9 protein-coding genes are annotated in these 12181 nt (G+C 34.6%); 2 read left to right on the top strand and 7 right to left on the bottom strand.

Annotated elements, in window-relative coordinates:
• Positions 1–36: 36 nt before the first annotated feature.
• From HGP29_RS02760 to HGP29_RS02770, 3 genes are all read right to left on the bottom strand, one after another.
• Positions 37–1767 carry an amidohydrolase gene (locus tag HGP29_RS02760; protein WP_168880782.1) on the bottom strand — a complete coding sequence of 577 codons (1731 nt, stop codon included), beginning with the start codon at positions 1765–1767 and terminating at the stop codon, positions 37–39.
• Between the two features lie 224 nt (positions 1768–1991).
• The gene (locus tag HGP29_RS02765) at positions 1992–3257 is read right to left on the bottom strand and encodes an adenylosuccinate synthase (protein WP_168880783.1); all 1266 of its coding nucleotides are present in this window, start codon (positions 3255–3257) and stop codon (positions 1992–1994) included.
• A 51-nt stretch (positions 3258–3308) separates the two neighbouring features.
• Positions 3309–3665, bottom strand: a complete 357-nt coding sequence (locus HGP29_RS02770; RefSeq protein ID WP_168880784.1) for an STAS domain-containing protein — start codon at positions 3663–3665, stop codon at positions 3309–3311.
• Positions 3666–3831: 166 nt separating this feature from the next.
• Between HGP29_RS02770 and aroC the strand changes: the two genes are divergently transcribed.
• Together aroC and HGP29_RS02780 are read left to right on the top strand one after the other, a co-directional pair.
• On the top strand, positions 3832–4923 hold the full coding sequence (gene aroC / locus HGP29_RS02775) for a chorismate synthase (protein ID WP_168880785.1): 1092 nt from the start codon (positions 3832–3834) through the stop codon (positions 4921–4923).
• Between the two features lie 102 nt (positions 4924–5025).
• Positions 5026–5595, top strand: a complete 570-nt coding sequence (locus HGP29_RS02780; RefSeq protein WP_168880786.1) for a cytochrome b/b6 domain-containing protein — start codon at positions 5026–5028, stop codon at positions 5593–5595.
• 65 nt (positions 5596–5660) lie between these two features.
• Here HGP29_RS02780 and HGP29_RS02785 read toward each other — a convergent pair whose 3' ends face one another.
• From HGP29_RS02785 to fbaA, 4 genes are all read right to left on the bottom strand, one after another.
• Positions 5661–6692: a tyrosine-protein phosphatase gene (locus HGP29_RS02785; RefSeq protein ID WP_168880787.1), complete on the bottom strand. Its 1032-nt coding sequence runs from the start codon at positions 6690–6692 to the stop codon at positions 5661–5663.
• A gap of 86 nt (positions 6693–6778) precedes the next feature.
• Positions 6779–9631, bottom strand: a complete 2853-nt coding sequence (locus HGP29_RS02790; RefSeq protein ID WP_168880788.1) for a TonB-dependent receptor — start codon at positions 9629–9631, stop codon at positions 6779–6781.
• Positions 9632–9809: 178 nt separating this feature from the next.
• Positions 9810–10898, bottom strand: coding sequence for a helix-turn-helix domain-containing protein (locus HGP29_RS02795; RefSeq protein ID WP_168880789.1), 1089 nt, complete (start codon positions 10896–10898; stop codon positions 9810–9812).
• 160 nt (positions 10899–11058) lie between these two features.
• The gene (gene fbaA, locus HGP29_RS02800; RefSeq protein ID WP_168880790.1) at positions 11059–12144 is read right to left on the bottom strand and encodes a class II fructose-bisphosphate aldolase; all 1086 of its coding nucleotides are present in this window, start codon (positions 12142–12144) and stop codon (positions 11059–11061) included.
• Positions 12145–12181 lie beyond the last annotated feature (37 nt).

Genomic DNA, 12181 nt, shown 5'->3' on the forward strand with positions numbered 1-12181 from the left:
GAGATTTTTTTAATGACCTTAATCAAATATTTAACACTAATTTTGAAAGCACTTTCCCTCAAAGACAGTACCCCATATCTTTATGTCTTTTAAGTGACTTTCCTCAACCTCATAGGGGTTTTCTTCAAGAATTGTAAAATTCGCGATTTTACCTTCTTTAATACTTCCTAATTCATTTTCCATTCTCCATGAGTAAGCCGCTTCAATTGTAATTCCTTTCATTGCACCATGTAATGATAATGCAAGGTCAGGTCTATATGAATTTCCTTGTAATGTTCCTCTAGTTACCGCACACCACGCTAAGAATAATGGATCGGATGGACCGATTGGTAAATCTGAGTGTAATGAGAAGGGGATTCCTCTTCTTTCAGCTTCTCCAGATCTTACCATAGCTTGAGCTCTCACAGGCCCTAACCCTACTTCAGAATATTTATCTGAAAAAGCAGTGACATAATAAGGATTCGCACTTACAATACATCCAAGCTTTTGAATTCTTTCAACTTGTCCATTAGTTGAATTTGCAAAGTGTACAATCGTTGTTCTGTGATCTTCTCTTGGCATTTCTTCCATTTTTCTCTCAATAACCCTAAGAAGTTCATTCATTCCTTTGTCACCATTTACATGAACATGTAGTTGGTAATCTAATGGCCAGAAGATGTCGAATAGTTCAGAAATTGTTTCAGGTCTTTGTATCCATTCTCCTTCATGGCCATCCAAATAACCATCTTCCATCATCATTAATTGTGAAACAATTGCACCGTCGATAAGTAATTTTACATGCTTATCAAAGAAACGAACTTTACCTTCTTTAGGGAAACTATGAGTGATATCTTCTACTGCTTTAACGATGGCCTCAGGACCTTCATGAGCATGTCTGAAATAAGGTGTTTTAGACTCTGGTATAAAGAAAGAATACATTGGTGTTTCTTCAGCTCCTAACATTTCCATATAAATTTCATGATGACCTGGCATAATAAAAGCTCCAGGCTCATTGAATGCAGTTACACCATTTTTTCTCAAGATCTTAATCATTTGATCAAGCCCTTTTCTCATTCTTTCTTCTGATCCCATCAAGTGGTGAATTTTAGGAAGTAAACCTAGCATTAATCCTGCTTCTATGAAATAGCCTTTTTCGAAATCGATTTGTTCCTTTAGCTGCTCATTTAAACCTTCTACCCATTGTTCAGTAAGCCCCAAATGTTCAATCATGGCCGTATTTAAATACATCTCATGTACTGATCTATGCCATACTAGGATAGGGCGATCTTTACTGATCTCATCAAGGTAATCTCTATCAATTTTACCATGGAAATTATGGTGATATCCCCAAGTCATTAAGATTTCATTAGGATCTTCCTTCTCTGCCTCAATTTGAATTAGTTTTTCTTTGTAGGTTTCAGGAGTATAAGCAGGTTCCCAATATTTTGTTGGTAAATCCCAAGGTTCTGGTGCAATTACATCCATTACTAATGTTAAAGCTCCTAGAAATGGGTGTATATGCTGTTCGATAAAACCAGGGAACATTGTTTTGCCTTCTAAATCATGCTCTACAGCTTTGGGATAAAGAGCTTTTGCTTTTTCTTCTGTTCCTACAAAAACAATTTTATCGTCTATTGAAACAACAGCTTCAGCAGTTTCTCCTGCTTCGCCCTCCATTGTTACAATTGTCCCACCTTTATATAAAACTGTATTAGAATTAACCTTTTCTGTAGCAATACTATTTATAGCAATTAAAAGGGTAATTATGAGAGTTGTAATTCTAGTCATCTTTTTTCTTTTTCGTATCGTAATTATTTGTTGATAACAAAATTAGAAATACCTCTTCTTTTCAATTACTCCATAATGGTAATTCAATGCTCGTAAACTGTAATCTTACCTGTAGGCATAAATTGTAATAGATAAATAGAAGGAATGAGTGGTATATAACCATAAAAAAAGGTCAATATTCAAAAGAGAATATTGACCTTTTATAATTAGTATTTTATGAAAAACTATTTCATAATTGTTTCTTCACGATCTGGACCCATTGAAACCATTGTGATCGGTACACCAACGTACTCTTCAATAAATTTCACGTAGTCTAATAACTCTTTAGGAAGTTGGTCAAAAGGAAGTTTTACATCTACCTCTTGGTTCCATCCTTTAAGTGTAGTATAGATCGGCTCTTTGATATCTTCTAAATCGTAGGGAACTTCTGTAGTTTTAGTACCATCTTTAAGAAGATATTCAGTACAGATGCTGATTTCTTCAAACGTATTCATAACGTCTGCTTTCATCATAAATAATTCAGTAGCACCGTTAAGCATTACTGCATATTTAAGGATTGGTAAGTCTAACCAGCCACAACGACGACGACGACCAGTAGTAGCACCAAACTCATGTCCTAAGTTTTGAAGCTCTTCGCCAGTTTTGTCGAATAATTCTGTTGGGAAAGGACCAGAACCTACTCTAGTACAATATGCTTTGAAGATACCGTAGATGTTCTTTTGAGCGTTTGGAGCAACACCTAAACCAGTAGAAGCACCAGCAGCAAAGGTATTCGAAGATGTAACAAATGGGTATGAACCAAAGTCAACATCTAATAAAGAACCTTGTGCACCTTCAGCTAAAACTTTCTTGCCCTCTTTTAAAGCATCATTTACATAATACTCAGAGTTGACAAAGTTTAATGTTTTGATGTATTCAACTGCACTGAAGAATTCTTCTTCCATAGCAGGAAGTTGTTCAGAGAAGTCAAATTTGTAGAAATTCAGAATTTCAATATGCTTTGCCTTTAATGCTTCATATTTTTCTTTGAAGTTTTCAGCAAACAAATCACCAGTTCTTAAACCTACACGAGCAGATTTATCTTGGTATGTTGGGCCAATACCTTTTAAAGTAGATCCAATTTTCTGATCTCCTTTGCTTTGTTCATAAGCAGCGTCTAAAAGACGGTGAGAAGGGATGATCAAGTGAGTTTTCTTAGAAAGAAGGATTTTATCTTTTACAGAATAGCCAGACTCTTCTAATTTTTCGATTTCTTCGCGGAAAATACGAATATCAAGTACGACACCATTACCGATGATGTTTGATGTACCTTCTTGGAAAACACCTGAAGGAATTTGATGTAAAACGAACTTTTTACCATCGAACTCCAAAGTGTGTCCAGCGTTTGGTCCACCTTGAAAACGTGCTACGACATCATATTTTGGAGCAAGGACATCGACAACTTTGCCTTTTCCTTCATCTCCCCACTGCATACCTAAAAGAATATCCATCTTTAGAATGATATATATTTATTGTTATATATTAATTTCTCGTTATAATAATTAAGCACTTTTCTTGGAAAGCCTTAAATTCTGAATAGCTTCACCTCTTCTTTCTGCTTTAGTGAATACCTTATCTAATTTTGTAATCTTAAGTAGTTTTGAAAGTTGCTCAGGCGAAGCGACAAGAAGCATTCTCCCTTTATGTTGAGATACGTCCGTATATAATCTCACCAGCATACTTAAACCACCGCTATTCATATGATTTACCTGAGCTGCATCTATAACAAAATCTCTTAATCCAGACTTTGTAAAGTTTTTAGCGTCCCTGATTAAATTTTTTTCTTCGGGGTGGCCTAAGAAGTCTCCAACTAACTTAACTCCTACGACTCCATCATAAATAAAGAAACTGTATTCCATATTTTTCAAGATTTTGGTGAAAAACCTCACAAATATAACTTGAAGATAGTTAGGAAACTGTACTCAAATCTATTTTTATTATAACTTCGGGGCGGAAAGTGTGTTTCTTTGGAATTTATAAGAAAAAAAGATCATATTTTTGGGGTTGAAACTAACAATATAGGTAATGAATACGTTTGGAAAAGCATTTCGAATCACAACTTTTGGAGAATCGCACGGTCGTGCTATCGGTGTAACAATAGATGGTTGTCCTGCAGGAGTAGCGTTTGACTTGGAAGAAGTTCAAAAAGAATTGGACAGAAGAAAGCCAGGTCAATCAAAAATTACTACTCAAAGAAAAGAAGCAGATAGTGTAGAAGTATTATCTGGAGTTTTTGAAGGAGTAACAACAGGTACACCTATATCTTTATTGATTTGGAATCAAGACCAAAGAAGTAAGGATTACTCTCATATTAAAGATGTTTTTAGACCATCTCATGCAGATTATACTTACCATACAAAATATGGAGTAAGAGATTATAGAGGTGGAGGAAGAAGCTCTGCAAGAGAAACAGCTGCAAGAGTAGCGGCAGGTGCAGTAGCAAAAGCATTCTTAAAAAACATGGGTATAGATTTTAATGCTTATGTTTCGGAAGTAGGAGATATCCGCGTTTCTGATGATTATTCTACTTTAGATTTTTCTGAAATTGAGAACAATATTGTAAGATGCCCAGACCCTGTAAAAGCAGAGGAAATGATCGAACTAATCGATGGTGTTCGTAAAGATCGCGATACAATTGGTGGTATTGTTTCTTGTGTTGTTTCAGGAGTTCCTGCTGGTTTAGGTGAGCCTGTATTTGATAGATTAAATGCTGAACTAGGTAAAGCAATGCTTAGTATCAATGCTTGTAAAGGTTTTGAATACGGTAGTGGGTTTGAAGGAACTAAATTAAGAGGGTCTACTCACAATGATACATTCTATACTGATGCTGAAGGAAAAGTGAGAACAAAAACAAACTTATCTGGAGGTATCCAAGGTGGTATTTCAAATGGAGAAGATATTTACTTTAGAGTAGCGTTCAAACCTGTCGCAACGATTATGGTTGATCAAGACTCAATAGATAAAGAAGGAAATTCAGCAACAGTTTCAGGTAAAGGCCGCCATGATCCATGTGTGGTTCCAAGAGCAGTACCTATAGTTGAAGCGATGGCTGCATTGACAATTGCAGATATGGTGGTTCGATCGAATGGAAATCGATTGGATCAGTTTATTAAATAATTATCAGAGTCCTGATAATTAAAAAAGCTTTAGAGATTAGCTTCTCTAAAGCTTTTTTTTTCGCTTCAAATTGTTTTTCTTCATCCAAACTTTTTAATAATTATGACAAACAGCACTTTCTCAGCTCCACACCGAATTCTACATTGGTTGATAGCTTTCACTATGTTATTTCTTACTCTAACCATTTTTTTAAGGTTAGAATGGATGAACAAATATCTAATGAGTGATATCTTATTAGATCAACTGGCAAAAATTGATGTAAGTATCACAAAAGACCAATCGATTAAAATTGCCAAAGTCATTAGAGGACAAATGTGGCAATGGCATATTAATGCTGGATATCTTTTAATAGTATTATATGCTTGTAGATTAAGTTTAAACTTAAAAGAAAGAGGATTTAAGTTTACTACAATTACATCATCAACAGCTTCAGCAAAAGAGAAGTTTCAATGGTGGTTATATACTATTTTCTATATCTGTGTAGGAGGTAGTCTTTTAACTGGAATGTTTGTTATCAATGATATTGGTGATCATGAATTGATGGAGGATATCCACAAACTTTCATTGTATTATCTACTGAGCTTTATTGTTATTCACTTTGTTGGTGTTATTGCTGCAGAGCTAACTGATAATAAAAATATAGTATCTGAAATGATTAGTGGTAAAAACTAGTTGATTTTCAGGTTTAAACGAAAACTCCCTACTTAATTATAAAGAAATAAGTAGGGAGTTTTTTGTTAGTAAAGATATTTACTTCTTAAGATGGAGATGTCTGCTTGTGATAACTCTAAAACATTTTCAAAGTATTGGTCGATACTACCATAATCTTTTATAATCTGATCAAATCCTGCTTGAAGCCAAGTACGATCAACACCTAATAATTGTCTCATTATCTCTGGCTGTACACCCAAGAAAGAAATCTTTTTAATTAAGGATTCGTTTTTGCCATGTCTATAATGGTTTGAGAGTTCATATTCGTCATAGATAGTTTCAAGATCAACACCTAAAGCATAGAGAGTGAGTGCTGAACATAATCCAGTACGGTCTTTTCCTGCAGTACAATGGAAAACAATAGGCTCTTCTGTATTTATGAGAATATTAAAGTATTCTTTATATCGATGGGCCCATTTTTTTACAAAAAGACGATTCATTTCTAAAACTAAATTATCGATATCTTGTTGGGTTGTATTTTTATCCATAATCATAGTTTTAAATTCATCCATATTTCCGGGGTCTATGATCAAGTTGAATTCATTACCGTTCAACCTTTCAACAAACTTATCTGGATTCTCTTCTTTTTCTTGTAATGAACGGAAATCAACTTTACTTTTTACATTTAACTCAGATAGCTTTTCCCATCCATATTCGTCTATTTCAGAAAAATCATCACTTCTATAAATAGCTCCCCATTTCACTTGGTGATTATCTTTAGTATATATTCCTCCGATATCTCTAAAATTTGGAGCACCATTAATGGAAAGGTTTCTTTCTGAAACCCAAACACTATCTTGTTCTGAAATAGCCAAAAAAATGCCTCTATGCGATGGATGAAAATCGAGATCAAAATGATCGACTAATCTTCCAACTTTAATATTTCTATGATAGATGTCCCATTCTTTATCACCAAAGTTCTCAAACTTATAGTTTCCATCATCTGTTCTTTGGACATAAATTTCTTCAAAAAGAGTACGCTCAGGAGTATCTTTTTGCACATGCTCATTACATGACATCATTATTAATGTTGAAATTAAAATAACTAACTTTTTCATTGGGATAATAAGGTTTGAAGTCTCCTTCTTTTAAATTGTTATTTGATGAAAGAAGGAGAAGTGTAATAATTAATATTAGGTATACTTTATAGATTGTATCGAAGACCAATCTGTCCTCGGATACCATAGTACTCTACTTCTTCGGGACGATCAGGTGTGCCATGATAATATACTAATGGAGCATTAGTAAGATTATTAACTTCAGCATACATTTGGATTCGATTATTAATAGCATAACTACCAGAAGCATCTAGCATAAACATTTTGTCATACCATTGATAATGATTAGCACCAGCTTCTAGACGATATTCTGATATAAATGCTCCCTTATAGTTTGCTGCTAGGCGAAGCATTAAGCCATTGTGCTCATAATAAAGTGAGGCGTTGTATAAGTGCTTGGGTTGGTTTTTTAATGGTTCATAGACTAATTCGTCTTCTGAAACAGGAATCTCAATTTCTGACGCTGTGTACGTATAGTTCATGTCAATACCGAAGCGAGAGGCGAATCCAGGCAAGAAGGTTAATCGTTTTGAGAATACTAGCTCTAGACCGGCTAACCAACCACTATTAGAGTTTTCTGGGCGATAAAATGTAGTTAGAGTACCATCAACCATTCTTTGAGAGGCATTTGTATAAATGACATCATTTAGCTGTTTGAAAAATACGCCTGCTGATACTAAACCAATATCTTGAAAGAAATATTCACCCATTAAATCAATATTATGTGCATAAGTAGGGTTTAAATTCATGTTACCCCCACTAACAGTTGGTAGTCCATTGGCCCCCATATTTGTTGAAGTAGAAGGGTTAAGTTGAGAGAAATTAGGTCTTGCAAAAGTTCTTGTATATGCAAAACGAAGGTTGGTTTGCTCATTGGCAGCATATTTTAAATGAGCCATTGGTAATAACGAATGATAAGTGTTTGATGGAGATACAGCTTTTAAGTTTCCATCATTATTCATCTCATAGCCATCCATTTGTATAAAAGTGTTTTCATATCTTATACCACCTACAAAAAGTAACTTGTTGTTTAATTGCCACTCACCCATGATATATGCAGCTGAAACATTTTCTCTAGCATAAGTATTGGCTAATAATAAGTTATCAGTGTCTGTGAGATCAATAAAAGAACCTTGAGCATCCTTCGAACCAATCCAAGCGGCAGTTCTATCCAATTCGTTCATAGTAATATGCGGTAAGAGGTTTTTACCATATGGTGCTCCCATTTCTTTTAAGAATTGATTTTTCTGTGGTAAAGTCTCTGTATTAAAAGATGAAAGAGGATATACTGTAGCATCTGGAATTCCAATACCCGCCATAGAAAGATATACAGCTTGTCCTGTGATCATTTGGTGTTCTTTTCTTCTATGTTTACCTCCAAATTTTAATTTGAACTTATCATGTAATTGATTCTCAAGATTGAATTGATAATTCTGATCTGCTTCTCTTCCTTCAACACCAACCAATAATATCATATTTAAATTCATATGATCAGGATTTAATGGTATTTCATTATGAGGTAAAATACGGTAGGATGGGTCTCCAATACCATTTGGAGAATCCATAGCTAAATATTTATATCCATCACTGGAACGTCCTCCATAGGTTACTCCATTTTGTCTAAAATAGGTGAAAGGTAAACCATATTCCATATACTCATTATTTAAAGGTGTTCCCATCAATGAGCCTGTTTCATAATAAGATCCTTTCCAGTCTAATTTCCAACCTTTGCCAAGATGGTGTTCCCCTTCAATTTCTCCACCAAAAAGATCTGTATTTGCTGCATTTCTCCTTGTTAGCATTTCAGCAGCATTATCATCAAAATGGAAAGTATATTGTCTAGTTTGGTAGTCTTCTGACATTCTATTAAAAGTACCATTTATATAAATATGGTTTCTTTCATTGATTTTATAATCTGTTGCTAAGTAACCACCTGTAGTCACTCTTTGACCTCTATATTGTCTTAATTCCATATTATTGATGGAATAAGTAGGAGCTTCCTCAACCATATAGTTATAATTGATAATTTGATTATCCTGCGTTACACCTCTACTCCAAGATGAAGCAGATGCAATTACTCCTAATTTTCCATCAAGGAAACGCTTTTGAAAAATACCTGCGAAGTTATACCCTGGTTGATCTCCTTTTTCATTATATCCTGCTCCTAGATTGATATTTAACCCAAAGTCATCAGCTACTTTTCTTGTTTGAAGATTGATGCTTCCACCAATGGCATCACCTTCCATATCAGGTGTTAGAGCTTTAGTTACAGTTGCATATTCAATCAATTCACTTGGGAAAACATCTAATCCCGTAGACCTGGTGCCACCGCTATACGTAGACCCAGCAGGAAGACGGCTACCATTGATCATCATCGAGTTCCATTCCATTGGAGTTCCTCTTACAATGGCCATTTGTCCTTCACCTCTATATCTAGTAATGGAAACACCAGGTACTCTTTGAAGAGCTTCAGCTGCATTTCTGTCTGGTAATTTTCCTACTTGGTCAGCAGCAATAACATTTCCTATCGTTAAGTTTTTTTGTTGTAAACCTAAAGCTCTTACTTGTGAAGGAAGGTATTGAGAAGTGATAATGACACTCTCTAGTTCTGTGGCATTTTCATCCAGATGTATCGTTCCCAATTCAATATTACTTTCCTCTGTAATCAAGGCCGATTTGGTTACTTTTGAATAGCCAATAAATGAGAATTCAAAAGTTTGTTCGCCAGTGGGGATATTGTCTAAAAAGAATTTTCCAGATTGATCAGTAATTGTTCCTGTATTCGTTCCAACAAGTTTTATACTTACTCCTGGGAGAGGTCCTGTAGCATCTAATACAGTACCATAAATTGCACCTTTCCCTTGTGCATGGAGTAAGGAGTTTAGTCCAAAAATCATCACAATTAGTGATAAATAGTAAACTAGATCTTTCGATTTCATTTGTTTTTTCGTTTAAGTGATACCCAAATTTGTGGGCCAACGAAAAAAAAATCGACAATATGGATTGTCTTCAAATTAAATATAAAAACCGATTGTCTTTTACCTTGTAAGTTGCTGGTATTTAACTTTTTAGTTAGTTATTGCTAAATTGTTAAGTAATAATTACCCCAATTTACTTTTATACATTAAGTGAGTTTTCTTTATGATTAGACTTAAATTGACTAGGTGTATTCCCTGTAGTTTTTTTGAAATAGGTATTAAAAGTAGCTTTGGTATTAAATCCACATTCGAAGGCTAAGTGTAATAATTTTCGACTCGGGTCTTCTTCAATTAATCGAATGGCTTCTTGTATTCTATATTCATTAATGAATTGATAAAAGTTTTTTTCTAGATGAATATTTAAAGCCTCTGAAAGATGATGTTTTGGGGTTTTACTTTGTTCGGCTAAATCGGATAATGATAGTTCATGATTTAGGTATAATCTATTTCGTTCCACATACTGTGTGATTCTTTTGACAATAGTTTCTGCTTGATCTTTTGATAAGCTAGATCTTTCGTATTTTTTAGAACCTTCAATGGTTTGCTCTTCTTTAATTATTATTTCTGGAGACGATTCTATCTTTTGATTTTTTTTCCAGAGACTTACAGATTCTTTTAACGATAACTCATAACGTAGATATTGAATTGCAATTAATAGGAAAGTGATGTATGTAAAAGTCCTTAAGTAGGGGATAGGTATTATTTTAAAAAAGGCAGTTGTTACAATCAAGATTAAAATAGCAGAAAGAGGAATCATCCATTTGACAAATGCATTTGGGTATTTTTTTAATTGAACTAACCATAAAAATATATACCCAAAATACCCTAAAATACTTGGAACCATCACCCATGAAATATATTGGAAGTAATAATCCAGATAGATGATCTCTTTGTATATAATAGACATCACACCTATATATAAGTAAATAGTAAAACCAATAAAAAGAGGAATGAAATGAAGTTTCGAAAGTCTTTTTTTATTATACAACATTTTAAGAAAATCGAGAATCAAAGGTCCATATGCAAAAGTGAAACATGTCGCGTAGTACTGAAACATATATTCATCCTTTAGAATTAAGAGGATGTAACTTTTTATGGAAAAGTGGATAGCTAAAAGGATCAACATAAGCATCATAGGTGATTTGTTGATTTTGAAGCTTCCTAAATCGAAAATTAGAAAAATTGATAATAGTGTCTGGAATAGACCAATAGCCAATAAAGTCTGCATGTTTTTTTATTTAGACTTGCAATCTACCTATGGAATGTAAATTCAGTTTTGCATTAACATTATCTATCGGTCAACTTTGTTGGATTACAAAAAAATGAAGTAAAAAAAATCCCCTTCTCATTACAAAAAGGGGATTCTTAATATTTAAAATCTTACAGACTTAGTCTTCGAAGATATTTACGTCATTCAAGTCAGCAAATGCTTGCTCTAAACGAGAAATCATTGACTCTTCAGAAACTCTTAACCACTTACGTGGGTCATAGTATTTCTTGTTTGGCTCATCAGCACCTTCTGGGTTACCGATTTGACCTTGTAAGTAGTCATGGTATTTAGCTTCGTAACCGCGGATACCATCCCAAGTAGCCCACTGAGTATCAGTATCGATGTTCATTTTGATTACACCGTAAGAGATACCTTCACGAATTTCTTCTAAAGAAGAACCAGAACCACCGTGGAATACGAATTTAACTGGCTTCTTAGATTCAGTACCGTGCTTCTCAACGATATATTTTTGAGAATCATCTAAGATAGATGGAGTTAACTTCACGTTACCTGGCTTATATACACCGTGAACGTTACCGAAAGCTGCAGCTACTAAGAATTTATGGTCGATAGCACCTAATTGCTCATATGCGTAATCAACTTCTGAAGGTTGAGTGTAAAGACGAGAAGGATCAACGTCAGAGTTGTCAACACCATCTTCCTCACCACCAGTGATACCTAATTCGATTTCAAGAGTTTGACCCATTTTAGCCATACGCTCGAAGTATTTTTTAGAGATTTCCATGTTCTCCTCGATTGGCTCCTCTGAAAGGTCAATCATGTGAGAAGAGAATAATGGCTTACCAGTTTCAGCGAAGAACTTCTCAGAAGCATCTAATAAACCGTCAACCCATGGTAATAATTTTTTTGCACAGTGGTCAGTGTTTAAGATAACACGAGCACCATATTGTTCAGCCAATTCGTGAACGTGCTTAGCACCAGCGATAGCACCTGCAATTGCTGCAGCTTGACCTTCACCTTTAATGCCTTTACCAGCGTAGAAAGAAGCACCGCCGTTTGAGAATTGAATAATTACTGGCGCTTTAAGTTTTGCAGCAGTTTCCATAACAGCATTAACTGAGTTAGTACCTACACAGTTTACAGCTGGAAGAGCAAAACCTTTTTCAAGTGCGTATTGATAAACTTTTTCTACGTCCTCACCAGTGATTACACCTGGCTTGATATCATTAATGTTGAAAGACATAATTATAATTTGAATAATTTGTGATAGTGTCACACGT

Source organism: Flammeovirga agarivorans, assembly GCF_012641475.1.
Classification (GTDB): domain Bacteria; phylum Bacteroidota; class Bacteroidia; order Cytophagales; family Flammeovirgaceae; genus Flammeovirga; species Flammeovirga agarivorans.

What these genes read in the sequence shown, in the direction of transcription:
- HGP29_RS02760 (WP_168880782.1), bottom strand. Translation starts at nt 1,767, where the DNA reads ATGACTAGAATTACAACTCTCATAATTACCCTTTTAATTGCTATAAAT.
- HGP29_RS02765 (WP_168880783.1), bottom strand. Translation starts at nt 3,257, where the DNA reads ATGGATATTCTTTTAGGTATGCAGTGGGGAGATGAAGGAAAAGGCAAA.
- HGP29_RS02770 (WP_168880784.1), bottom strand. Translation starts at nt 3,665, where the DNA reads ATGGAATACAGTTTCTTTATTTATGATGGAGTCGTAGGAGTTAAGTTA.
- aroC (WP_168880785.1), top strand. Translation starts at nt 3,832, where the DNA reads ATGAATACGTTTGGAAAAGCATTTCGAATCACAACTTTTGGAGAATCG.
- HGP29_RS02780 (WP_168880786.1), top strand. Translation starts at nt 5,026, where the DNA reads ATGACAAACAGCACTTTCTCAGCTCCACACCGAATTCTACATTGGTTG.
- HGP29_RS02785 (WP_168880787.1), bottom strand. Translation starts at nt 6,692, where the DNA reads ATGAAAAAGTTAGTTATTTTAATTTCAACATTAATAATGATGTCATGT.
- HGP29_RS02790 (WP_168880788.1), bottom strand. Translation starts at nt 9,631, where the DNA reads ATGAAATCGAAAGATCTAGTTTACTATTTATCACTAATTGTGATGATT.
- HGP29_RS02795 (WP_168880789.1), bottom strand. Translation starts at nt 10,898, where the DNA reads ATGCAGACTTTATTGGCTATTGGTCTATTCCAGACACTATTATCAATT.
- fbaA (WP_168880790.1), bottom strand. Translation starts at nt 12,144, where the DNA reads ATGTCTTTCAACATTAATGATATCAAGCCAGGTGTAATCACTGGTGAG.